Annotated in this window: 22 protein-coding genes; 7 read left to right on the forward strand and 15 right to left on the reverse strand. The window is 70.9% G+C overall.

Annotated elements, in window-relative coordinates; genetic code table 11:
• Positions 1–156: 156 nt before the first annotated feature.
• A complete protein-coding gene (locus OG219_RS37975; protein ID WP_266834389.1) occupies positions 157–1533 on the forward strand; it encodes an 8-oxoguanine deaminase in 1377 nt (458 codons plus the stop codon).
• A 225-nt stretch (positions 1534–1758) separates the two neighbouring features.
• Positions 1759–3132, forward strand: a complete 1374-nt coding sequence (locus OG219_RS37980) for a nucleobase:cation symporter-2 family protein (RefSeq protein ID WP_266834391.1) — start codon at positions 1759–1761, stop codon at positions 3130–3132.
• 99 nt (positions 3133–3231) lie between these two features.
• Here the strand turns inward: OG219_RS37980 and OG219_RS37985 are convergent, their stop codons facing one another.
• The 3 genes from OG219_RS37985 to OG219_RS37995 form a co-directional block, all read right to left on the reverse strand.
• Positions 3232–4047, reverse strand: a complete 816-nt coding sequence (locus tag OG219_RS37985; RefSeq protein ID WP_266836364.1) for a chitosanase — start codon at positions 4045–4047, stop codon at positions 3232–3234.
• A gap of 107 nt (positions 4048–4154) precedes the next feature.
• Positions 4155–4343: a hypothetical protein gene (locus OG219_RS37990; protein ID WP_266834393.1), complete on the reverse strand. Its 189-nt coding sequence runs from the start codon at positions 4341–4343 to the stop codon at positions 4155–4157.
• Between the two features lie 453 nt (positions 4344–4796).
• A complete protein-coding gene (locus tag OG219_RS37995) occupies positions 4797–5630 on the reverse strand; it encodes a helix-turn-helix domain-containing protein (RefSeq protein ID WP_266834395.1) in 834 nt (277 codons plus the stop codon).
• 96 nt (positions 5631–5726) lie between these two features.
• Here OG219_RS37995 and OG219_RS38000 point away from each other — a divergent pair, with 96 nt between their 5' ends.
• The gene (locus OG219_RS38000) at positions 5727–6581 is read left to right on the forward strand and encodes an NAD(P)H-binding protein (RefSeq protein ID WP_266834397.1); all 855 of its coding nucleotides are present in this window, start codon (positions 5727–5729) and stop codon (positions 6579–6581) included.
• On the opposite strand, the gene OG219_RS38005 is transcribed toward OG219_RS38000, so the two are convergent.
• A complete protein-coding gene (locus OG219_RS38005; protein ID WP_266834399.1) occupies positions 6554–8041 on the reverse strand; it encodes an MFS transporter in 1488 nt (495 codons plus the stop codon). The genes OG219_RS38000 and OG219_RS38005 overlap by 28 nt on opposite strands.
• Before the next feature lie 90 nt (positions 8042–8131).
• Here OG219_RS38005 and OG219_RS38010 point away from each other — a divergent pair, with 90 nt between their 5' ends.
• Entirely contained in the window at positions 8132–8533 is a 402-nt protein-coding gene (locus OG219_RS38010) for a helix-turn-helix domain-containing protein (RefSeq protein ID WP_266834401.1), read from the forward strand.
• Between the two features lie 74 nt (positions 8534–8607).
• Here OG219_RS38010 and OG219_RS38015 read toward each other — a convergent pair whose 3' ends face one another.
• The 4 genes from OG219_RS38015 to OG219_RS38030 are packed head-to-tail and all read right to left on the reverse strand — an operon-like array spanning position 8608 to position 12374.
• Positions 8608–9834, reverse strand: coding sequence for an ABC transporter permease (locus OG219_RS38015; protein ID WP_266834403.1), 1227 nt, complete (start codon positions 9832–9834; stop codon positions 8608–8610).
• Positions 9835–9851: 17 nt separating this feature from the next.
• Positions 9852–10550, reverse strand: coding sequence for an ABC transporter ATP-binding protein (locus OG219_RS38020; RefSeq protein WP_266834405.1), 699 nt, complete (start codon positions 10548–10550; stop codon positions 9852–9854).
• Complete coding sequence (locus tag OG219_RS38025) at positions 10547–11863, reverse strand: peptidoglycan-binding protein (protein ID WP_266834407.1); 1317 nt, start codon at positions 11861–11863, stop codon at positions 10547–10549. Before OG219_RS38025 ends, OG219_RS38020 begins: the two co-directional genes overlap by 4 nt.
• Entirely contained in the window at positions 11856–12374 is a 519-nt protein-coding gene (locus OG219_RS38030; RefSeq protein WP_266834409.1) for a hypothetical protein, read from the reverse strand. The genes OG219_RS38025 and OG219_RS38030 overlap by 8 nt, the downstream gene beginning before the upstream one ends.
• Before the next feature lie 222 nt (positions 12375–12596).
• On the opposite strand from OG219_RS38030, the gene OG219_RS38035 reads away from it, so the two are divergent.
• Positions 12597–13253, forward strand: coding sequence for a response regulator transcription factor (locus OG219_RS38035; RefSeq protein WP_266834411.1), 657 nt, complete (start codon positions 12597–12599; stop codon positions 13251–13253).
• A gap of 92 nt (positions 13254–13345) precedes the next feature.
• Entirely contained in the window at positions 13346–14704 is a 1359-nt protein-coding gene (locus OG219_RS38040) for a HAMP domain-containing sensor histidine kinase (protein WP_323183321.1), read from the forward strand.
• A gap of 37 nt (positions 14705–14741) precedes the next feature.
• Here the strand turns inward: OG219_RS38040 and OG219_RS38045 are convergent, their stop codons facing one another.
• The 4 genes from OG219_RS38045 to OG219_RS38060 all read right to left on the reverse strand — a co-directional run bounded on the left by OG219_RS38045 (position 14742) and on the right by OG219_RS38060 (position 17957).
• Positions 14742–15164: a thioesterase family protein gene (locus tag OG219_RS38045; protein WP_266834413.1), complete on the reverse strand. Its 423-nt coding sequence runs from the start codon at positions 15162–15164 to the stop codon at positions 14742–14744.
• A gap of 83 nt (positions 15165–15247) precedes the next feature.
• Positions 15248–15880, reverse strand: coding sequence for a hypothetical protein (locus OG219_RS38050; protein ID WP_266834415.1), 633 nt, complete (start codon positions 15878–15880; stop codon positions 15248–15250).
• Positions 15881–15994: 114 nt separating this feature from the next.
• Positions 15995–16639, reverse strand: a complete 645-nt coding sequence (locus OG219_RS38055; protein WP_266834417.1) for a histidine phosphatase family protein — start codon at positions 16637–16639, stop codon at positions 15995–15997.
• 109 nt (positions 16640–16748) lie between these two features.
• Complete coding sequence (locus tag OG219_RS38060) at positions 16749–17957, reverse strand: pyridoxal phosphate-dependent aminotransferase (protein WP_266834419.1); 1209 nt, start codon at positions 17955–17957, stop codon at positions 16749–16751.
• 85 nt (positions 17958–18042) lie between these two features.
• Between OG219_RS38060 and OG219_RS38065 the strand changes: the two genes are divergently transcribed.
• A complete protein-coding gene (locus OG219_RS38065; RefSeq protein WP_266834421.1) occupies positions 18043–18669 on the forward strand; it encodes a helix-turn-helix domain-containing protein in 627 nt (208 codons plus the stop codon).
• A 231-nt stretch (positions 18670–18900) separates the two neighbouring features.
• On the opposite strand, the gene OG219_RS38070 is transcribed toward OG219_RS38065, so the two are convergent.
• The 3 genes from OG219_RS38070 to OG219_RS38080 are packed head-to-tail and all read right to left on the reverse strand — an operon-like array spanning position 18901 to position 22542.
• The gene (locus tag OG219_RS38070; RefSeq protein ID WP_266834423.1) at positions 18901–19719 is read right to left on the reverse strand and encodes a hypothetical protein; all 819 of its coding nucleotides are present in this window, start codon (positions 19717–19719) and stop codon (positions 18901–18903) included.
• The gene (locus tag OG219_RS38075; protein ID WP_266834425.1) at positions 19719–20984 is read right to left on the reverse strand and encodes a VWA domain-containing protein; all 1266 of its coding nucleotides are present in this window, start codon (positions 20982–20984) and stop codon (positions 19719–19721) included. Before OG219_RS38075 ends, OG219_RS38070 begins: the two co-directional genes overlap by 1 nt.
• A 58-nt stretch (positions 20985–21042) precedes the next feature.
• Positions 21043–22542, reverse strand: a complete 1500-nt coding sequence (locus OG219_RS38080) for an IucA/IucC family siderophore biosynthesis protein (RefSeq protein ID WP_266834427.1) — start codon at positions 22540–22542, stop codon at positions 21043–21045.
• Positions 22543–22611 lie beyond the last annotated feature (69 nt).

Genomic DNA, 22611 nt, shown 5'->3' on the forward strand with positions numbered 1-22611 from the left:
ATCCAGTAGTCCTGCCGCCTCAGCCCCGACGCGTGCGCCGGCGTCAAGATCCCAGGGGAGAGCGGGGGCATCTGCGCAACAACAGCACCACGGACCCGGTCGTCACCCCGCTCGACCCCCGGGTCCGTCCGCCAATGGGAAGAACGAGGAACCGCCGTGGCAGCTTCGCGCATCGTGATCGAGAACTGTTCCATCGCGACCGTGGACGCGGGTGACACCGAGTACACCTCGGGCCACATCGTCGTCGCCGACAACAAGATCGAGTCGGTGGGCGCCGGAAAGGCCCCCGAGAACCTGGAGAACGTGGTCCGCCGCATCGACGGCACCGGACACCTGGCCACCCCCGGCCTGGTCAACACGCACCACCACTTCTACCAGTGGATCACCCGCGGCCTCGCCACGGACCACAACCTCTTCAACTGGCTCGTCGCGCTCTACCCGACCTGGGCGCGCATCGACGAGCAGATGACCTACGCGGCGGCGCAGGGCTCCCTCGCCACGCTGGCCCGCGGCGGCGTCACCACCGCCATGGACCACCACTACGTCTTCCCCAAGGGCTCCGGCGACCTGTCCGGCTCGATCATCCGGGCCGCGCGCGAGACCGGCGTCCGCTTCACCCTGGCCCGCGGCTCCATGGACCGCAGCGAGAAGGACGGCGGACTGCCGCCGGACTTCGCCGTCGAGACCCTCGAAGGGGCACTCGCCGCCACCGAGGCGACCGTCGACGAGCACCACGACGCCTCCTTCGGCGCGATGACGCAGATTGCCGTCGCACCCTGCTCCCCCTTCTCCGTGTCCACCGAACTGATGCGACAGGGCGCCGAGTTGGCCCGCCGCAAGGGCGTACGGCTGCACACGCACGGCTCGGAGACCGTGGAGGAGGAGCAGTTCTGCAAGGAACTGTTCGGCATGGGCCCGACCGACTACTTCGAGTCGACCGGCTGGCTCGGCGAGGACGTGTGGATGGCGCACTGCGTCCACATGAACGACTCCGACATCGCCGCCTTCGCCCGTACGAAGACGGGTGTGGCCCACTGCCCCTCCTCCAACGCCCGTCTGGCGGCCGGGATCGCGCGAGTACCCGACATGCTCGCGGCCGGCGTCCCGGTGGGCCTCGGCGTCGACGGCACCGCCTCCAACGAGTCCGGCGAACTGCACACCGAACTGCGCAACGCGCTCCTCATCAACCGCCTCGGCGCCCACCGCGAGGCCGCCCTCAACGCCCGTCAGGCGCTGCGCCTCGGCACCTACGGCGGCGCCCAAGTCCTCGGCAGGGCAGCCGAGATCGGCTCCCTGGAGGCAGGCAAGCTCGCCGACCTCGTGCTGTGGAAGCTGGACACCCTGGCCCACGCCTCGATCGCCGACCCGGTGACCGCGCTGGTCTTCGGCGCGGCGGCACCGGTCACCCTCTCGCTCGTCAACGGCAAGCCGGTCGTCGAGGACAGCCGGCTCCTGCACGTCGACGAGGACGCCATCGCCCGCTCCACGCGGGAACAGGCGCAGCGCCTCGCGCGCATCGCCGCGCAGGCCTGAACAGTTGAAGATCTCCGGCTGAGGGGGACGGCCCTCAGCCGGTAGCCGTGGACCCGAGCGGGGTCCATGGCGGCCGTATCCGGGGCGTGCATGGACGTGTGCGCCCCGGAACGGTCATCGTTGCCCTTTTTGAGGCGATCCGTCCCCCCGGTCCCGCACGACCGCGCACCACCTCCATGAAACCCACGTCAGAGCCGACGTGTTAGCTGACCCGGAGGAACCACCGTGACCGCCCACCCCGTTGACGAGAAACTCCCCGCACTCAAGATGGCCACCACGGGTCTGCAACACGTGGCCGCCATGTACGCGGGAGTCGTCGCCCCGCCGCTGATCGTCGGGGCGGCCATCGGCCTCTCCGGCACCGAACTCACCTTCCTCACCGGTGCCTGCCTCTTCACCGCCGGCCTCGCCACCTTCCTCCAGACGATCGGCATCTGGAAGATCGGCGCCAGGCTTCCGTTCGTCAACGGCGTCACCTTCGCCGGCGTCGCACCCATGACCGCGGTCGTCGCCTCCACCGAGGACAAGACCGACGCGCTGCCCATCATCTTCGGCGCGGTCATCGTCGCGGGCGTCCTCGGTTTCATAGCCGCCCCCTTCTTCAGCAAGGCGGTCCGCTTCTTCCCGCCCGTCGTCACCGGCACCGTGATCACGCTGATCGGCGTCTCGCTGCTTCCGGTCGCCTTCGGCTGGGCGCAGGGGCCCAACCCGGCGGCGGACGACTACGGTTCGACGACCTACCTGGGCCTGGCGGCCGCCACCCTCGTCATCGTGCTGCTCCTGCGCCGCTTCACCCGCGGCTTCGTCAAACAGATCGCCGTGCTGCTCGGCCTGGTCATCGGCACGCTCATCGCGATCCCGTTCGGCGTCACGGACTTCAGCCCGGTGGCCGACGCGGACATCGTCGGCTTCCCGACGCCGTTCCACTTCGGTGCCCCGCAGTTCCAGGTCGCCGCGATCGTCTCGATGATCGTGGTCATGGTGGTCTCGATGACCGAGTCGACCGCGGACATGCTGGCGTTGGGCGAGATCGTCGAGCGCCCCGCCGACGAGAAGACCATCGCGGCGGGCCTGCGAGCCGACACCCTCGGCTCGGCGATCAGCCCGCTCTTCAACGGCTTCATGTGCAGCGCCTTCGCACAGAACATCGGCCTGGTCGCGATGACCCGGATCCGCAGCCGGTACGTCGTCGCCACCGGCGGCGGTTTCCTCGTGCTGATGGGCCTGTGCCCCATGGCCGCCTCGCTGATCGCCGTCGTACCGCGTCCCGTTCTCGGCGGCGCGGGCGTCGTCCTCTTCGGCTCGGTCGCGGCCAGCGGCATCCAGACCCTGGTACGGGCGGGCCTGGAGAAGGACAACAACGTCCTGATCGTCGCCGTGTCGCTGGCCGTCGGCATCATCCCGATCACCGCGCCGGCGTTCTACCACGCCTTCCCGGAGACGGCGAAGATCGTCCTGGACTCGGGGATCTCGACCGGGTGTGTGGCGGCCGTGCTCCTCAACCTCGTCTTCAACCACCTCGGCAAGGGGCAGGACGCGGACGACGTGACCCACCCCATGGAGGCGGGCGAGGACCTCAAGGCGCTCCCGGCGCACTGATCGCTCGGGCTACGGACGCCTCGGCCCACTGACGGCTCGGGCACACGGAGGGCGCGGCACTCAGAGGTGTCGCGCCCTCCGCCGTACTCCCGGCCAGGGTCAGCCGATGTGGTAACTGTCCCCGTACACCTGCCAGTCCAGCGGCGTATTCAGGTTCAGGTTCCCGTTCCGCAGGAAGACCCGCTGCGCGGTGTCCACCCGGCTGGTGTCCTCGTGCGCCTCCTCCTGCTTCATCGCCCAGACGCGTGCGTCGAGGAACGCGTTGAGATACGTCACCTCGTTGCCACCCTGAGCAGGCGGCCGGGCACTGGACAGGGCCCGCCTGCGGATGCTGCCGAAGCTGGTGCTGTCGCCGCCGTTGCCGTGCATCACGATGGCGTCGTAGTAGGCGAACTGGCCCAGAACGCCTATGCCGTCGGCCTTGCCCTGCCCGACGGCCGGGTTGAAGTACACCCGGTCGCGCTCGTCGTTCTGGGCCTGCTGGAACGCCGAGTCCTGGGCCGCCCTGCTCCAGTCACCCGGGTAGCCGGGGTCCAGGCCCTCGTGCGAATCGCTGCCGTCCACGTTGCGCAGGGCGGGCAGGTATTTCGCGAGTACGTTGCCGGGCCTGCGCTGCGCGTACAGCTCGACGAGGTCCAGCATGTCGCCGGTGCCCGAGCAGAAGCCGATGATCCCGGCGGTGTAGCCGCGCCCGTCGCCGATGTCCTCGATGTACCCGTACTGCGCCTTCCAGTCCAGCGAGGAGTTCTCCGCGCTGGACACCAGCTTCATGGCGATCTCCTTCTTCGCCGGGTCGTCCAGACCGGTTGCCGCGGCGGTCGCGGACTGGGTCGCGATGAGCGGACCTGTCACCAGTGAGGCTCCGATCACCGCGAGCAGCGTGCGGCGTGACGTGCGTATGTGGGGGGTGTGCACGGTACCTCCGAAGGGGGAGTTGTCGTTCACGCGTACTGTTAGGAAAGTTTCCTACCAGAGAATGCGAGTGACGTATACCCGTCAGGAAGGAGGTGGGAACCACTAGTTCACTCAGGCGGGCGTGCCGACGCGGGCCCTTGCCACGCCATCAGGTTCGCCAGCAGCTCGGCCTGCTCGACCGCGTCGTCGAGGGCGTGGTGCGTATGCCTCCGGCGGGACAGCAGCTCGCGCGGCATGGTGCCCTTGGCGACCGCACGCAGCGGGAGGGCGGCCTTCGTCGCGTAGAGCGTCTTCATGTCGAGGCAGCCGGGGCGCGAACTTCTGGCTGACCGGCCGGAGTTCACCGGATTCCTCCGAGGATGCCTCGGACTTCAGGCCGGGGAGGAATCGGACTCCTGCGGAGCAGGGCAGGAAGCGGGATTTCGCCCCAAAGGCGAAACACCGTCCACCTGATCGGGTAAGCTGCACGCTGTGCGTTGCGAGAATCAAGCGCGTACACCGTGCTGATCGAGAGCCAAGACAGCACATGCACCTCCAAACTTTGCCGTATCAAACCGGGCTGGTTTCAACCCGGCTGGTGTTGATCGTGGAAGACCTGTTGGGTCGCTAGACCCGCAGGCAGCGTGAGCCAGGAATCTCCCTGCTTCAGCTGGGGGAGGATTCAAGGTAGAAGGTCCGCTCCTCCTGGTCGGCCGGTGTGAAACCGTCGGCGTCCTCGCGTCCGGCCACGGCCGCGCCGCACCTGGATTTCAGGCGCGGCGGTAGGCCTGGCAGGGCTGGGCCGCGGGGAGGCGGCCGGTGAAGAACGAGGTGGGCGGGACGCCCATCAGGGTGCGGAAGTCGGCGGTCATGTGCGACTGGTCGTAGTACCCGGTGGCGGTGGCCAGTTGGGCCCAGGGGGTGTCCGGCGTGCTGCGCGCGTGCGTGAGGATGTGCCTTACGCGGGCGATGCGGGCGTAGTGCTTGGGGGAGACGCCGACACCGTCCGCGAAGAGGTTGCGCAGCTGGCGTTCGCTGACGGCGAGGTGTCCGGCCAACTCCCGTACGCCCACGGGTAGACGGCCCGTGTCCGTCGACATCGCCGCGACCGCCGCGCGTAGCAGTTCCGTACGTGCCGGGTCGGCCGGGGCGAGCCGTTCCGGCAGGGTCTCCGTCAGGTGGGGGACAACCCGATCGGGGTCCAACGGGAGGAGTTCGTCGGCCAGTTGGCGAGCATGGTCGCCGGGGAAGTCGCCGAGCGGTGCGACCTTGCCGACGAGATCGACCGCCGGTACGCCGAGCAACGGGCGGGCCGCGCCAGGACCGAGGCGCAACTGCACGCAGGAGGCCAGCCGCTTGCTCGCGTGGTACGAGGCGCGGGTGCGCGGTCCGACGACCAGGACATCGCGGCGGCCGTTCTCCTCGACCCGCACCACCATCTTCGTCACCGCGTCCGGGACATGGGTGAACGGCTCGCGCAGCTCGCCGTCGACGGAGGTGAAGGCGGCGTCGACGAACCAGGGACGGAGCGCCCCGGGCAGCGGCAGACGCTTCTCGGTGAGACCGCTCGCGCCGGGATTCGTCGTCTCATCGGTGGTGGTCACCCCTCCACCGTAATCGCGTCGAGGCGTCGGCCGGGCCCGGGAACCGTGCCGGAATCTCCTAGCGGCCGACCGCAACGGCTCGGCACCGTAAGGGACATGATCCTAGTGACCGGTGCCACGGGCACCATCGGCAGTGAACTCCTGCGGCGGCTCGCGGCGCGCGGCGAGAAGGCCCGCGCGCTGACCCGGGACCCCACCCGCGCCACGGTGCCGGCCGGGGTCGAGGTGGTGCGCGGCGACTACCACGAGCTTGCGTCCGTCGAGGCCGCCATGTCCGGGGTGTCCGCCCTCTTCGCCGTCGGTGTCCTCGGCCCCGGCGACGCGGACGCCGACGCGGAACTGGTCGCGGCGGCCCGAGCGGCGGGCGTACGCCGGGTCGTGAAGCTCTCCGCCATCGGCACGGGCGACCCGGCCCTGGGCCCTGTCAGCAGCTGGCACCTGGGCGGCGAACAGGCCGTCCAGGCGAGCGAGTTGGAATGGACAGTCCTGCGTCCCTCCTCATTCACCTCCAACACGCTGAGCTGGGCGGAGGCGATCCACTCCGGCGATCCGGTGCCCAACATGACCGGGACGGGCTCGCAGGGTGTCGTCGATCCGCGTGACGTCTCCGAGGTCGCGGCCGAGGTGTTGCTCGCGCCGGGGCACGCCGGCCGTACCTACACCCTGACCGGACCCGAGCTCCTCACCACCTCCGAACAGGCCGCCGCCCTCGCCGAGGTCCTCGGCCGTCCGGTCGCCACCGTCGACGTACCCCCGGACGCGCTCCGCGAGCAGTTCATCGAGGCCGGCATGTCCGAGACCTACGCCGAAGGGGTCCTGGCCGGCACGGCGTACGTCCGCAGGGGCGGGAACGCCGTGCTGACCGAGGACGTACGGCGGGTACTTGGCCGTGAGCCGCGTACCTATGCCCAGTGGGCGCGCGATCACAAGGAGGCCTTCGCACGGGACTGACGGCCGGCCTCGGGTGTCTCCTCCTCCGCGGCCGCGGAGGAGGAGAGATGCGCCGGCCTCAGCAGCACCGCCGCCAGCACCAACGCGGTCGCGGTGATCCCCATGCCCACGGTGAACGCCAGCCGATAGCCGTCCGCCGTCGCCGCGACCAGTCGCTCGCCCTCACCGAGCAGCCGCTCCGTGCGGCTCGCCGCCAGCGTCGTGAGGACCGCGAGGCCCAGCGAACCGCCCACCACCTGCGTGGTGTTGAAGAGCCCGGAGGCCAGTCCCGCGTCCTCCTCGCGGGCCCCCGACATGGCGAGCCCGGTGACCGCGGGCATCGCGGCCGCGAAACCGGCGGCGAGGAGGAGCAGCGGCGGCAGGACGTCGGCGAGGTACGTGCCGTCGGCCGGGGCCCGGCTCAACAGGGCCATGCCCGCGGTGATGAGGACGAGCCCGGCGAGCAGCACCCGGTACGGGCCGAAGCGGGCGATCGTGCGTGCCGACAGGCTCAGCATCAGCACGCCGATCGCGATCGGCGCGGGCAGGAACGCCGTGCCGGTGAGCAACTCGCTGTAACCCAGGACGCGTTGGAGGTAGAGCGCGCCGATGAACTGGAAGCCGTACATCCCCGCGATCATCAGGATCTGGACGCTGTTCGCACCCGTCAGGGCGCGGGAGCGGAAGAGCCGCAGTCGCAGCAGGGGGCGGGCGGCCCACGCCTGCCGCACGGTGAAGCCGGTGAACAGGGCGAGTGACACGGCGGCGAGGGTGAGTGTGGTGCCGAGTGCGCGGTCGCCGGCGCCGACGATCGCGTACACCGTCAGCATCAGCGCGCCCGTGACCAGCGCCGCCCCTGGGTAGTCGGCGCCCTTGCCGAGGCCGGCTCCCTTGTCGGCGGAGAGGATGCGCAGCGCGGCGACCAGCGCCACCGCCCCGATCGGCAGGTTGATCAGGAAGATCCAGTGCCAGCCGATCGCCTGCGTCAGCGCCCCGCCGAGGAAGGTGCCGAGCGCTCCGCCCGCCGCGCCGACGGCGCTGAACACCGCGATGGCGCGGGCCTGTTCGCGGGGTTCGGGGAAGAGTGCGACCAGCATGCCGAGGACGACCGCCGAGGTCATCGCCCCGCCGACGCCCTGCAGCGCGCGGGCCGCGACCAGCATGCCCTGGCTGGTGGCGACCCCGCACAGCACGGACGCGGCGGTGAACACGGTGAGTCCGGCGACGAACATCCGCTTGCGGCCGACCAGGTCCCCGAGCCGCCCCACGAGCAGGAGCAGTCCGCCGAACGGGATCAGATACGCGTTGACCACCCAGGCGAGACCGGGGCCCGAGAAGCCGAGGTCGCTCTGGATCGCGGGCATCGCGACCGTGACGATGTTCCCGTCCAGGATCGTCATCAGCGTGCCCGCGCACAGCACGACCAGGGACGCCCAGCGGGAGTATGTTCGTGGTGCCGGTGACGTGGTTCGGAAATGCATGGCGATGACCTCGGCGTTCTCCATAGGTGCACGACTTGTAACGGGGTTCATCGTGGGTGACCCTGGAGTCCGGCATAAGGAGGCACTTCGATGTCCCAGAGGAACACCGGTGTTACCGCGCAGGCAGTGCTCGCGCAGGCGTGCCCGGTCCGCGAAGTTCTTGACAGGGTCGCCGGGAAATGGAGCGTGCTGATCATCGTGGCCGCCGCCCACGGCCCGATCCGGTTCACCGAACTGGAGCGCAGCGTGGAGGGCATCAGCCGCCGCATGCTGTCCCTCACCCTGCGCAACCTGGAGCGCGACGGACTCGTCACGCGCACCGTCCATCCGACGGTGCCGCCGAAGGTGGAGTACGAACTCACCCCGGTGGCCCGCGAGTTGCACGAGACGCTGCTGTCCCTGACGGACTGGGCTGAGCGGCACCGCGTCACGATCGCCGAGTCGCGAGCGGCCTACGACGTCCAGCACCGGCCGGAGTTGCTGGACGTGTAGGCCCATCCGTCTGGACGTCGCAGGCCCATCCGTCTGGACGTCGCAGGCCCTCCGCTGACGTCGTAGGCCATCCGCTACGGAGTCGCGAGTGCCTCGGTCGGGGAGAGGCGCGACGCCCGGATCGCCGGGTAGAGCCCGGCCAGTCCGCCGATCACCAGGGTGGCCGCGACGCCGCCGGCCAGCGCCCAGGGTGGCACGACGGTCGGCCAGCCCTGGTAGAGGGCGTACCCGGTGGTGACGGCCAGGCCCAGCAGGGCGCCGGCCGCGCCGCCGAGGGCGGACAGCAGCAGGGACTCGGCGAGGAACTGCGTACGGATCTGCCCGCGCGTTGCGCCCAGCGAGCGGCGCAGCCCGATCTCCGCCCGCCGCTCAAGTACCGAGATGACCATCGTGTTCGCCACCCCCACCCCGCCGACGAGCAGCGCGACCGCCCCCAGGCCGAGCAGCAGCCCGGTGAACGCCTCACCCGCGGCCTGCTTGGCGGCGAGCGCGTCCGAAGGGCGGGACACCTGGACCTCGCTCGGTGCCTCGGGGTTGGCGGTGGCGCCCAGTACCTCGCGGACCGTCGTCACGGACGCGTCGGCCGAGCGGGTGTAGACCGTGGTGGCATGCCCGTCGAACGCCAGCTCCGACGCGGCCACGGGCCAGCCGACCAGCGCGGCCGCGTCCAACTCCGGTGTCAGCTCCAACGGTTGGAGAATCCCGACCACCGTGAACCACGTGCCGCCGACCAGCACCTGGGTTTCCTGGCTCGCGTGCCCGATCCCGAGCCGCTGGGCCGCCGTCGCGCCGAGCACCGTCGCCGGGTAAGGGCCCGTACCCCCGTTCAGCCAGGTCCCGCTTGCCAACTCCGCGCCGATCGTGGCCCGTAGAGACGTGCGGGCCGCGTACACCGCGATCCCGTTCGTCTGTGCCTCGGGGATCCGGTCGGTGCGGTAGACCTTCGCGTCCTCGGCCCTGCCGACCGCCGACACGGCCTCCACACCGTCGATGCGGGACACCATGTCCTCGGCCGTGGACGGGAGTTGGGCCACCCCGCCGGTCAGGGTGCTCCCCGGTGAGACGGTGAGCAGATTGGTGCCCAGAGCCGCCAGGGCGCGGTCGAGATCGGCGCGGGACGAGGACGAGATGCCGACGACGGCGACCATCGCCGCGATGCCGATCGCGATGCCGAGTGCCGAGAGGAAGGCCCGCAGCGGTCTGGTGCGAAGCCCGACGGCACCGACCCTGACGACGTCGGCGGGGCCGAGGTGGGCGGGGCGCAGGACGTCCGTGGTCGGGGGCGGTGCATTCGTGGTCATGCGTGTCGCATCCGTGGTCATCGGACCGCCTCCCGCACCACGTCGGTGGCCGCGTGGGCCGAGTCCTCGACCACCCGGCCGTCCCGCATCCGCACCCGCCGTGGCAGCGAGTCGGCGATCTCCCGGTCATGGGTGATGATCACGACCGTGGTCCCGGTGGCGTGCAGTTCGCGCAGCAGCCGCATCACACCCAGGCCCGACACGGAGTCCAGCGCCCCCGTCGGCTCGTCGGCGAGCAGCAGCGGAGGGTCCCCGGCGACCGCACGGGCCACGGCCACCCGCTGGCGCTCGCCGCCGGACAACTCCTGCGGCTCGTGGTGCATACGGTGGCCGAGACCCACCCGGCGCAGCGCCTGCGCCGCGCGACGGCGGCGCTCCGCGGGCCGCAGTCCGGAGTAGAGCAGACCGTCGGCCACGTTCTCCAACGCCGTTGTCCCGCCCGCCAGATGGAACCGCTGGAAGACGAAGCCGATCCGGCGCGCCCGCAGCGCCGACAGCCGCGCGTCCGACAGGGCACCCGCGTCGTACCCCTCGACCCGCACACTGCCCGACGAGGGCCGGTCGAGCGTGCCGAGCATGTGCAGCATGGTCGACTTGCCGGAGCCCGACGGGCCCACGATGGCGACGAGTTCACCGCGCGTGATCGTCAGGGACACCCCGGCCAGCGCGGTGACGCCGCCCGGGTAGACCTTGGTGACATCGGTCAGCGAGATCATGCGGGCATCCCCACCTTCGTACCCTCGGTGATGCCCTCGCCGGTGATCTCCACCCGCCCGTTCGCGAACAGGCCCGTCTCGACGGCCACGTACGCCGTGGTCGACCCCTGTACGACCTCGACGCCGAAACCGCCCTCCGGAAGCGCCACGAGTGCGGCGATCGGAACGGTGAGGACGTCTCTGCGCTCGCCCGCCGTGAAGAAGACGTTGACGGCGGCCAGAACGTAGGACGCGGCCGCTTTCTGCGCCTTGGCGCCGTCCAGTGCGACGGTCACCTTCACCTTGGTCGACGGGTCCTGCTCCCCGCCGTCGCCGGGATCGATCTCGGTGGAGACGTCCTGGATCCGGCCCCCGACGCTCGTGCCGTCCGGCAGCTCGACGGCGACCTTCGTGCCCTTCTTCGCCAACCGCTGGTCGGCGGTGTCGAGTTCGAGCGTGACGACCTGGGTGGTGCCGGTGTACGACAGCACCTTCTGGCCCGGGCCCGTCGCGGCGCCCTCCTCCGCGTCGACGGCGTCCACGCGCACGGCGGCCGGCGCGAACACCACCCGGCCCAGCTCGACGGCGCCGGTCTCGTCCAGGCCCCGGTCCTCCTGCCACTCCTTCACCGCGTCGGCGGTCGCGTCGGTGTACTCGTCGTCGACCGTGAAGCCGGAGTAGCCGAGCGCGTCGAGGTTCCGCTCCAGCGCCTTCACGTCCGCGCCCTCGACGCCGGGCTTCAGATCGCGGTACGCGGGAGTCGTGCCGTACATCAGGGTTACGGGTTTGTCGTCGACCTCGTACAAGGCCTTGCCCCGGGTGATCTCCTCGCCCGCATCGGGGAGTTCGGTGACCGTGCCCGGGAGGCGGCCGGTCGCGGAGGTCGCCGCACCGTAGCCGAGTTCGCCGTCCTCGGACTGGCTGTCCTTGAGGGTCTGGCGGGTCACATCGGTGGTGGCCGGGGGGAGTTGGGTGGCGGATCCGCCACCGGACGCGTCGCGTCCGGCGAGCCCGAGACCGGCGGCTGCCGCTCCGCCTACCGCGGCGATGACGCCTACGGCGATGACGGCTTTGCGACCGCGGCGCTTGTGACGCCGGGGGCGGCTTGGCTCGGTCTGTGCGGGGTCGGACCGGGAGTCGGTCTGTCCCAGGTCGGACTGGGGGTCGGGTCCCGTCGGCTCCGGCTCCGGCTCGGTTTCGGGTGGTGCGTGATCGGCCCGGGTTTCGGCATGCGCTCGCTCGGACCGTGCTGCGAGTTGCGTCTGTTCGCGCGGGGTTTCGGATTGGGTGTGGTCCGGAGCGGCGTCGTCGGGCACGACCGCGGCCTCACTCATCTTCGGCCGTGTCGTTGGACGGGCCGGCGCCGTCAGGGGCGTACTTGTCGCACGTCTTCTGGGCCTTCGCGAAGTCGGGGTCCTCGGCGATGTCCTGATTGATCTGAATCCCGCCGCCGGGCTCGGGGTCGGGGAATTCCTCCACCCCGTTGTCACGCATGCACTGGGCGAGCTTGCGCACCCGCTCCTCCATCTCGGGGTCGGCACTGGCCTCCCCGTTCTGCATGGGGTCGTACTTGCGGCAGGCCTCCATCGCCTTGTCGACCTCGCCCTTGGGCAGCTTGCCGGTGATCCGGAGTCCCTTGCCGGGCTCCGGGTCCTCCACGTCCACGCCGTGCTCGCGCAGACACTGCGCGAACTTCACCCCTTGGTCGTCCTGCGAGCTCTTGCTCGCCGCCGCACCGGTTTCCTCGGTGTCGGTGCCGGAACCACATCCCGAAAGGGACAGGGCAAGCGCCAGGGCGAGTGCCGGCGGGAGGGCGGCCAGTGTGCCGCGGGTCCGCATCCGCATCGCGTCGTCTCCTCAGGTCTGGACCGGAGGAGTTCTCCGGCCACTCGCCAGGAGGGAACAGGACCGGGCGTTTCCCTGGCGTTTCCAAGCCACTTGAGTGCCCAGGGAGTCGTGTTCGGCCCACGCGCGAGGGCGATCACCAACGATCACTAACAGAAAGGAAACGCGGCTCCCGGCACCCTGGCCCTGCGGAGCGCTCCGCCCAGAGAGAGGTGTGACTGGATGCGGGTCCTGGTGGTCGAGGACGAACCGATGCTCGCCGACGCGATCGCGGAGTGGCTGCGCGGCCACGCCCACGCCGTCGACACGGCCTACGACGGCGCGGCGGCACTGGAGCGTGCGACCGTCGTCGACTACGACGTGGTGGTGCTGGACCGGGACCTGCCGCTGGTGCACGGCGACGACGTGTGCCGCGAGCTGGTCGCCTCCGAGTCCAGCGCGCGGGTGCTGATGCTCACGGCGGCGGCCGAGGTCACCGACCGCGTCTTCGGTCTCGGCCTCGGCGCCGACGACTATCTCGTCAAACCCTTCGCCTTCCCCGAACTCACCGCCCGCGTCCTGGCGTTGGGGCGACGGTCGCGGCCCGCGGCACCTCCCGTGCTGCGCCGGGCAGGGCTCACCCTGGACCCCGCCCGTGGCGAGGTGTTCCGGGGCAGCCGCTACGTCCCTCTGTCGAAGAAGGAGTTCGCGGTGCTGGCCGAGTTGCTGAGAGCCGAGGGGGCCGCGGTGTCCGCCGAGCAGCTCCTGGAGAAGGCGTGGGACGAACACGCCGACCCCTTCACCGGAGCCGTCCGTCTCGCGGTACTCAAGCTGCGCCGCAAGCTCGGGGACCCGGCCGTGGTGGAGACCGTCACGGGCGTCGGGTACCGGATCCCGTGAGCGATTCGTCGAACGATGCCGTGAGCGGTCCGAGGAACGGTTCCACAGGGGGTCCGATGCACGGTGTCCTGAGCGGTCCGGTGAATGGCGGCGTGAGCGGACCGGTGAACGGCGCCGTGAGTGGACCGGTGGGCGGGGCGGTGAGTGGACCGGTGGGCGCCGCCGAGCCGCAGCCGACGGGACGCGCCCGCCGTCGCCGTCGGCTGCTTCCGCGCCGGATCACCCTGCGCGCCCGCCTCACCATGATCTACGGCGGCCTCTTCTTCGCGGGCGGTGTGGTCCTGCTCGGTGTCACCTACGCCCTGCTCACCCAGCAGCTCGACCGTTCCGGGCAGAAGATCGTCTCCGGGACGCTGGCGACCACGGGCACGCCCTCCGCCCAGCCGACCGGCGAACCGCGCAACGAGCGGACAGTGATCACCGGCGCGGACTCGACACCTCCGTCGGACTTCAACGACCTCGAGGAATGGATGACTGCCGAGAGCAACCGGCTCCGGGACGTCGCCACCAACTCGCTGCTCACCCAGGGCGGCTTCGCGCTGCTGGTCGTCGGTGGCGCCGCGGCCGGATTCGGCTGGCTGATCGCGGGACGCGTGCTGGCCCCGCTGCACCGGGTCACGGACACCGCGCACCGCATCGCCAGCTCGCCCGCCGCCGACCGCGGCCTGCACGAACGCATCGCGCTGCGCGGCCCCGACGACGAGGTCAAGGATCTCGCCGACACCTTCGACACCATGGTCGAGCGCCTCGACCGCTCCTTCGACGGGCAGCGCCGCTTCGTCGCCAACGCCTCCCACGAACTGCGCACCCCGCTGACGCTGGGCCGCGCGCTGGTCGAGGTGGCCATGCACCGCAAGACCGCCTCCGAGGACGTCCGGCAGCTCGGCGAGAACCTGCTGGAGATCAACACCCGGCACGAGCGGCTGATCACCGGCCTGCTGCTCCTCGCCCGCTCGGAGAACGAGATCGCCGAACGGCTGCCCGTCGACCTCGCCGACGTGGTGACCCATGTGACGGTCCAGATCACGGGGGAGGCGGAGCGCTCCGGAGTCACCGTCCAGGAGAAGGCCGAGGAGGCGCCCGTACGCGGTGACGCGCTGCTCCTTGAACGCCTCGTCCACAACCTGGTCGAGAACGGCATCCGGCACAACACCGGCGACGGGGGCTGGGTGCAGGTGGTCAGCCGCACGAACGACGAGGGCCGGGTGGAGGTGGAGGTCACCAACTCCGGTCCAGCCGTGCCGCCGTACGAACTCCCCGCCCTCTTCGAACCCTTCCGCCGCCTCGGCACCGACCGCGTGCTCACCTCGAAGGGTGCGGGGCTCGGCATGTCCATCGTCCGCTCCATCGCCCGTGCCCACGGCGGAGATGCCGCCGCCCGCCCGCGCGAGGACGGAGGCCTGACGGTGACGGTGACACTGCCGGGGTGCCCGGAGGACGCGCGCCCGTGACGCCGGCGCGGCGGCCTTCGGGACAGGGCCGGGCCGGTCAGAGGCCGAACTGCAGTGGGTCGGTCGCCAGCGCCCGGAAGTACTCGCGCGGGTCCGCGACCAGCTTGCGCCGCTTGAGGTCCAGCAGCCCTCCGACGCTGGTGACTTCGGCGGAGACCGTGCCGTCCGTCTTGCTAATCGTCTGCTCGACCCGGAAGGTCTTCCCCTCGCCCCAGACGAAGCCGCACGTCACCTCGACCTCGTCGCCAGCGCGCAGCTCACGCAGATAGCGGATGTTCGTCTCCAGGACCACCGGGCCCACACCCTTGCCGACCAGCTCGGTCTGGCTGACCCCGGCCACCTGTAGCAACACCCAGCGGGCGTGCTCCGCGTACTGCAGATAGACGCTCTGGTTGAGGTGTCCCAGTACATCGGTCTCGTACCCGCGGACGGTCACTGCGACGGAGAACTGCTCTGCCACGACTTCCCCTTAACGATCTCAACGACGGTCAGGTCTGATCCAATCCGGTCCAACTCCCTTCTACAGCAAGCCATTCCGGGCCCTCACACCCGCCGGGGCGAAGCCAGCACATAGCGGGCACCGGTGCGCGGCTCCGTGTGCTCGCCGACCTGCCAGCCCGCCTTCTCCAGCGTGGCCGCACAGGCGTGCAACGCCCCGGGGTCCGGCTCGCGCACGGCGACGGCCTCCGGCTGAGGTGTCGCGCGCACCCGATAGCCGGCGCTCCCGGCAGACCCGCCCGCGGGCGGGTGGCCGGCGGCCTCCAGGGCGAGCGCGGCGGCCTGCACCAGATGCGTACGTTCCCACCCGCACGGGCGGTCCGTGGCACCGTCGGGGTTGGTCATCCGGCGCATCTCAAGGAGCCCCTGCCAGGCGCTGTGCACCTCGCGTATCCGGGAGGGGCCGCCGTCGGCCGCCTCCTCGCCGCCGATCCGCGCGGCGAACACCCCCGAGGCGGCGGTCACGGACGTCTCCGTGACCGGTTCGGGCTCGGGAGCCTCGCGTATGCGATGACCGGCGGGCGTCAGGAAGTGGTCGTGCGGCGGCCGGGGATGCCGAAAGGCGAGCTCTCGCTTCACCAGTGCGGCGAGCTGGGCCTCCGTGCCCCTCAGGCGCCCGGTCACGGGATCGGCGGCGTCGATGACACGCCGCTGTGCGGCTGTCGGCGGTCGTGTCACGGCGTGCTCCCTCCGCCCTCGGGTGGCCCTGCGCTCCGCTAGCAGGCCGGTGCTTCGACCGCGGGTCCGTTGTGGCTGGTCGCGCAGTTCCCCGCGCCCCTTCGGGGCGCTGCCTCAGTCGGGCCCCTGTCCCGCCGGGGAGAGCGGCCCATGAGAACAGTACGAGTCGGGTCTGACATTCCAGCCGGCCACCACATGCCGGCGGTGCTCCGTGCTCAGGCGGCTCATCGTCCCGGTGCCGAGCTGGAACAGGGCGCCGTCCCCGGCGGGCAGCCCCAGTCGGCGTGCGGTCAGCACCCGCAGGAAGTGCCCGTGCGACACGACGACCACGCTTCCCTCCGCCTCGGCGAGCGCCGCGTCGATTTTCGCGAGCATCCGCTCCGCGCGCGCTCCGACCTCGTCCGGGCTCTCCCCGGGGTGCTCGGGCGGGCCGGCCGTGACCCCGTCCGTGAAGAGGAACCAGTCGGGTCTGCTCCGGTGGATCTCGACGGTCGTGATCCCCTCGTACCCGCCGTAGTCCCACTCGGACAGGTCCGCGTCGACCCTTGCCCCGCCGATCCCGGCCAGCCGTGCCGTCTCCTGGGCCCGCTGCATCGGGCTGACGAACGCCGCCGCGATGTGGTGCCGGGCGATCAGCGGAGCCAGCCTGCGCGCCTGCTCCCGCCCGTTCTCGGTCAGCGGGACGTCGGTCGAGCCCGTGTGCCGCCCGGACATCGACCACTCGGTCTCACCGTGCCGTACGAGGAGAAGGTCACCCATCGCCGAAACCCTTTCTGGCCCGCGCACGTGACTGTCCTTCGTACGTGCCTGTCCCTCGTACGGTGACACCGGCCGACGCCGGTCGCAGCACCGGCTGCGCCGGTCGGCCCTACTGCCGGTACCCGCTGAGGAACCGCCCGATCCGGCTGATCGCCGCGTCCAGGTCGTCGGCGTACGGGAGGGTGAGGATGCGGAAGTGGTCGGGGCGGGGCCAGTTGAAGCCGGTGCCCTGGACGACCTGGATCTTCTCGCGGAGCAACAGGTCCAGGACGAACTTCTCGTCGTCGTGGATCTTGTGGACCTTGGGATCGAGGCGCGGGAACGCGTACAGCGAGCCCTTCGGCTTCACGCAGGACACGCCGGGGATCTCGTTGAGTTTCTCCCAGGCCACGGTGCGCTGTTCGTGGAGTCGGCCGCCGGGTGCCGTCAGTTCGTGGATGGACTGGCGGCCGCCGAGCGCGGCCTGGATCGCGTACTGGGCGGGCGCGTTGGCGCACAGTCGCATGGAGGCCAGCATGGTCAGGCCCTCGACGTAGTTCTTGGCGTGCTGTTTCGGGCCTGTGATCACCAGCCAGCCCGAGCGGAAGCCGGCCACCCGGTAGGTCTTCGACAGGCCGCAGAACGTCAGGACGACCAGGTCGGGGGCGAGCGCGGCGACCGAGTGGTGCACCGCGTCGTCGTACAGGATCTGGTCGTAGATCTCGTCGGCGAAGACCATCAGGCCGTGCCGGCGGGCGAGGTCGAGGATGCCCTCGATGATCTCCTTCGGGTAGACGGCGCCGGTGGGGTTGTTGGGGTTGATGATGACCACGGCCTTGGTGCGGTCCGTGATCTTCGCGGCCATGTCGTCCAGGTCCGGGTACCAGTCGGCCTGTTCGTCGCAGAGGTAGTGCACCGCCTTGCCGCCCGCGAGCGTCGTGACGGCCGTCCACAGCGGGAAGTCCGGGGCGGGGATGAGGATTTCGTCGCCGTCCTCGACCAGCGCCTGTACGGCCATCGAGATCAGCTCGGAGATGCCGTTGCCGAGGAAGACGTCGTCGACGCCGACCTCCAGGCCCAGTGTCTGGTAGCGGCCTGCCACGGCCCGGCGGGCGGAGAGGATGCCGCGCGAGTCCGTGTAGCCGTGCGCCTGGGGGAGCATCCGGATCATGTCCTGGAGGATCTCCTCCGGCGCCTCGAAGCCGAAGAGCGCGGGGTTGCCGGTGTTGAGGCGCAGCACGCTGTGGCCCGCCTCCTCCAGCGCGTCGGCGTGCTCGATCACCGGGCCCCGGATCTCGTAACAGACCTCGCTGAGTTTGCTCGACTGCCGGAACTCCATGCGCTGTGCCCTCCGGTTCGTTGTGATGCTTGGTTTTACCAAGTAGGCGCTTGGAAAGTCCAACAAGTTGTTTAGACTGCGTCGCATGTCACCTCGCCGAAGCTACGACCAGTACTGTTCCGCTGCCCGGGCGCTCGACGCCATCGGTGACCGCTGGACCCTCCTGATCGTCCGCGAACTCCTCGGCGGACCGCGCCGCTACACCGACCTGCACGCGGATCTGCCGGGCGTGAGCACCGACGTCCTCGCGTCCCGGCTCAAGGACATGGAGCGCGACGGGCTGACGACTCGGCGGCGCCTTCCCCCGCCCGGGGCCGCGTACGTGTACGAACTCACCTCGCGTGGGCGGGAGTTGCTTCCCGTGCTGCAGGCGCTCGGGGAGTGGGGTGCCGCCGAGCTGGGGGACCGGCGGCCCACGGATGCCGTACGGGCGCACTGGTTCGCGTTGCCGCTGCTGCGGGGTCTTGAGGGGGAGGGGCTGGTGGAAGTCCGCCTGGACGAGGGGGAGTTCCATGTGTGGCTGGGGGGTGAGGGTGGGCCCGTGTACGGGGACGGGGCCGCTCCGGAGGAGCCGGATGTCCGGTTGTCCCTCGATACGGGGACGTGTGAGGCCGTGAGCCGGGGGGCCCTGACACTGCTGGACGGGGTGCGTGCGGGGCGTGTCGCCGTGGATGGCGAGGGCCCGCTGGCCAAGCTGCTGCGGGAGGCGTGACGGGTGGGTGGGTTTTCGCCCCCTCCGCCCCTTCCCGTCCCGTTCCTGGGGGCTCCGCCCCCAGACCCCCGCTTTCGGCCTGGACGGCCTCGTCCTCAATCGCCGGACGGGCTGGAACTCTCCAGCCCCGGCCGGGGGAAGATTCAGCCCCTCCGGCGTTTGAGGAGCGGGGGTTTGGGGGCGGAGCCCCCAAGGGACGGGAATGGGCAGGGGCGGAGGGGGCGAAAAACCTCAGACGCCCGGCGGCACCCGGGACGGCCGCCCCGCCCCCCGAGTCAGCGCATACCCCCCGATCCCCGCCAGCGCGGCGAGCACGCCACCGAACGCGGTCCACACCCACCGGTCGGACCACCACCCGGAGGCCCACCCGTCATCGGGCTCAAGGGACGACAACGTGGCAGTCGTCGAGTCGGAGTCCTCGTCCTCCAAGACATCGGCGGCCGTCGCGACCCCCGGCACCAGCGGCTGCGCGAGCGCCCCGTCCACAGCCCCCGAACCCCCGACGTCCTTGGACGATACCTCGACCTCGACGCTCAGCGGCAGACCGAGATCGGCGGCCCCGAGCCCGGTGGCGGTCAGTCGGACGTAGTACGTGCCGGGCAGCGGATCATCGGCCCAAGTCTCCGACCAGGCACGCACGTTGCGCAGCGTGCAGGACAACTCCACGGAGGCGGCGTCCTGCGCGGCCGTCCGCGTCTGCGCCCCGTACTGGCACGCCTGACGCCGCCGCAGCCCGTCGTACACATCGAGCTGCCAGGTCTGCGCGGCGTCCCGCGTCGAGGCCTCGGGCAGCTGCACCGTAGCCCGCACGGTGGGCCGCTGGCCGGCGTCCGCGGGGAACGACCAGTACAGGTAGTCGCCCGAGGACCCGCTCGCGGTGGCCTGCTGCCCCTGCTCGATCTCCGTCGCCGTACGGAACGACGTACCGGCCTGGGTCGGTGCGCCACTGCCGTCCGACGGGCTCGCCGAGGGCGAGGAGTCGGCGACGGCAGGGGCCGCGGCCACCCCGAGCAGGAGCAGCGCGGCGGTCAACACTCGTGGGATGCGCATCAGTTGGTCCTCCAGACAGCGATCCGCAGGCGCGAGATCCAGCCCCACAGCACACCCGCGAGGAAGCCGGTGAGCACGAGGGCGCCGAGCAGCCACCAGCCGCGCCCGAGGCCGAACGAGGCCACGTCGCTCGCCTGGTCCGGCGCGTCGACGACGTCGACCGTCAGCTCCAGCGGCAGCCCTGGCGTGGTCTTCACGCCCGCGGCGGCCGAGAAGGAGTTGGCCACCTGGATGCACACGGTCTCGGCGGCGGCGTCCTCGTCGTCGCTCTCGGCCTTCGGGTAGCGCAGACCCGTCGAGATGACATCGGTCCGGCCGGTGCCCGCCGCCTCACCGCGGACGATCTCCCGTCCGCTCAGGGTGACGGCACGGAGCAACACCCCGTAGTCCGGGCCGACTTCGCGGTCCGCCGCGACACTCACCGATGCCCGCAGCTCCTGGCCCGGCTCGACGTCCACGCGGTACCAGCGGTGCTGCGCGAACTCCTCACGGTCGGTGTAGAGCCCCGACTCGATCGTGGGCGCCTTGGCGCACGCCTCGGCACCTTCCACGGCCTGCGGCACCACCACCGGATCGGCGGCGCGGTCCACCAACTGGTTGACCTTGTCGGTGAGTTCGTCGGTGTGCTCCACCGACGTGTAAGTACCACCGGTGGCCTCGGCGATACAGCTCAGCTGCTCGCGCATCTTGGTGTTCGGTACCAAACCCAGCGTGTCGATGGTGAGGCCGATCCCCTTGGCCGCGATCTCCCGGGCCACCTCGCAGGGGTCGAGCGGGGCACAGGTGTCCTCGCCGTCACTGATGAGGACGATGCGCTTCGACCCGTTGCCGCCGTCGAGGTCGTCGGCCGCCTTGAGAAGCGCGGGCCCGATCGGGGTCCAGCCGGTGGGAACGAGCGTCGCGACGGCGGTCTTCGCCTCGGTCCGGTCCAGCGGGCCGACCGGGTAGAGCTGTGCGGTGTCCTTGCATCCCGTCTTCTGGTCGTCGCCGGGGTAGTTGGCGCCGAGTGTGCGGATCCCGAGCTGGACTTCCTCGGGCGTCGCGTCGAGCACCTCGTTGAACGCCTGCTTCGCCGCGGCCATGCGCGACTTGCCGTCGATGTCGGTGGCCCGCATGGAACCGCTGACGTCCAGTACGAGGTTGACCTTGGGTGCGGCCTGCTCCGCCGTTTCGTCGGCGACCGCTCCGGCCGGGTAGGCGATACCGGCCGTCAGGGCGGCGAGCAGGGCGCAGACCCCTGTCGCCAGCCGTTGTCTTGTGATCATCGGCGGATCCTATTGATCAAAGGTGCCGCGCTTCAAACGAGACTTCACCGCGTAGGGCTCACGCAGGGCTGAGGAGCGGGTTGGGGAGCTGCGCCCAGATGTCCCCCGGAGTCTGCGGAGACAGCCGCATCAAGGTCAGGGCCTTGGTGGGGAGCGGCTCGCGGCGGAGGGCCGCCAGGTCCGGAGTGTGCGGCAGATCGTCCAGGACCGTGTCCATCGCCGTGCGCAGAGCGGTCGTAGATCCCGCCGTCGCGCCCAACGTGCCGCCGATCAGGGCGCCGAAGAGTTTGCGCCGCAGGGTGCTCTCGTCGTCCGTGACGATGCGTCCGGCGAGATCCGGGACCGGGATGCCGTGGTGGGCCAGGCGGGCCGGGCTGACCCGGATGTCGGCCAGGTCGCGGTAGACGAGCCGGAGGGGGTCGCCGGTGGGGGAGAGGACCACGAGGAGGTTCTGGCCGTGCGCCTCCAGGGCCACGCCCAGGTCGAGCAGGCGCAGGCAGACGGTGAGGGCGAGACGGGTGAACTCGGCCAGCCAGGCCGGGGATCGGGGCAACGTGGTGGTGGCGAGGGCGGCCACCGGGACCACCCGCTCACCGGGGTTCGCGTACATGTCCGGGGACTCCCTCAACACCGCCGCCAGATCAGGGCTGTTGGCGGTGGCGGCGCCCAGGGTCCGGGTGATGTGCAGCGGAACGTCCAGACGTTCCGTGATCGTCTCCATGAACGCCGAGACCGTCGCAGCCGTCTCGATCGAGTACACGGAGATGTCCCGCACGGAGGAGGTCAGCCGGGCGCTCAACGCGGTCTTGATGTGCGGCCCGTCCGGCAGGGCGAGGGTGCGCAACGACATCAACGGGTGGGCGGCGAAACCCTCTTGGGCCCGTTCGTCGAGCACATGGGCCGCCTGCCAGGGGTGAACCGGGATCAGCACGCGCTCCCCGTCCCGCAGCCACTTCGGCCACTCGCCCGTGACGAGACAGTCGTCCGAGGCGGCGAGCCCCAGCTCCACCAGCGGCCGGTGCTCCGGCCCGTACGCGAGCTGCTCGGCCGCCGAGAACCCGGGCCGCGAACGGCAGTTGGGGTGGTACGGGTGCCCGTCGACGATCCGCTGCTCCCACTCCCAGCCGGTGACCGGCTCAGGGTCGGAGAGGGGCTGACCAGCTCGGGACAGCGCCAACGAGGCGACGCTGTCACCGAGTTCGGCGGCGAAGGCGGCGGCGTGCGGGACGGCGAGGGCCATGACGAGCCGTTCCGGACGGTCGTGCGGCCTGCCGTCGAGCCGCACCTCCGTGACGTACGACGCGGTCGCGTACGGATCCGCGTGCGGCCCGTGCAGCCGACGGCCGTCGGCCAGATGCAGCGTGAGACCGTCCCGCCCCGCCTCACGGCGCGTGACCCAGGGCATCGGCTCGTACACCAGCGCCCGCCACAGACGGGTCAGTACGGCCGCCCGCGCGCCGGGCAGCGCGGCCGCGTACGGTGCCGACAGACCGGGCCGTACGACACTCAACTCGTCCGCGAGAGCGATCTCGGCGTCGGGCGTGGGGGGACGGTGCACAGCGCGGCTCCTTGGGTACGGGGACTGTCGTCACGTGGTCGCTCGCGACGAGGGACTGTCGTCGCGAGC

The sequence above is a fragment of the Streptomyces sp. NBC_00038 genome (assembly GCF_026343635.1).
In the GTDB taxonomy this organism is placed as follows: Bacteria; Actinomycetota; Actinomycetes; order Streptomycetales; family Streptomycetaceae; genus Streptomyces.

Excerpts from the sequence above, each read along its gene's own strand:
- OG219_RS37990 (WP_266834393.1), bottom strand. The coding sequence starts at position 4,343 with ATGAAGACGCTCTACGCGACGAAGGCCGCCCTCCCGCTGCGTGCGGTC.
- OG219_RS38000 (WP_266834397.1), top strand. The coding sequence starts at position 5,727 with ATGATCCTAGTGACCGGTGCCACGGGCACCATCGGCAGTGAACTCCTG.
- OG219_RS38005 (WP_266834399.1), bottom strand. The coding sequence starts at position 8,041 with ATGCATTTCCGAACCACGTCACCGGCACCACGAACATACTCCCGCTGG.
- OG219_RS38010 (WP_266834401.1), top strand. The coding sequence starts at position 8,132 with ATGTCCCAGAGGAACACCGGTGTTACCGCGCAGGCAGTGCTCGCGCAG.
- OG219_RS38015 (WP_266834403.1), bottom strand. The coding sequence starts at position 9,834 with ATGACCACGAATGCACCGCCCCCGACCACGGACGTCCTGCGCCCCGCC.
- OG219_RS38020 (WP_266834405.1), bottom strand. The coding sequence starts at position 10,550 with ATGATCTCGCTGACCGATGTCACCAAGGTCTACCCGGGCGGCGTCACC.
- OG219_RS38025 (WP_266834407.1), bottom strand. The coding sequence starts at position 11,863 with ATGAGTGAGGCCGCGGTCGTGCCCGACGACGCCGCTCCGGACCACACC.
- OG219_RS38030 (WP_266834409.1), bottom strand. The coding sequence starts at position 12,374 with ATGCGGATGCGGACCCGCGGCACACTGGCCGCCCTCCCGCCGGCACTC.
- OG219_RS38035 (WP_266834411.1), top strand. The coding sequence starts at position 12,597 with ATGCGGGTCCTGGTGGTCGAGGACGAACCGATGCTCGCCGACGCGATC.
- OG219_RS38055 (WP_266834417.1), bottom strand. The coding sequence starts at position 16,639 with ATGGGTGACCTTCTCCTCGTACGGCACGGTGAGACCGAGTGGTCGATG.
- OG219_RS38060 (WP_266834419.1), bottom strand. The coding sequence starts at position 17,957 with ATGGAGTTCCGGCAGTCGAGCAAACTCAGCGAGGTCTGTTACGAGATC.
- OG219_RS38065 (WP_266834421.1), top strand. The coding sequence starts at position 18,043 with ATGTCACCTCGCCGAAGCTACGACCAGTACTGTTCCGCTGCCCGGGCG.
- OG219_RS38070 (WP_266834423.1), bottom strand. The coding sequence starts at position 19,719 with ATGCGCATCCCACGAGTGTTGACCGCCGCGCTGCTCCTGCTCGGGGTG.
- OG219_RS38075 (WP_266834425.1), bottom strand. The coding sequence starts at position 20,984 with ATGATCACAAGACAACGGCTGGCGACAGGGGTCTGCGCCCTGCTCGCC.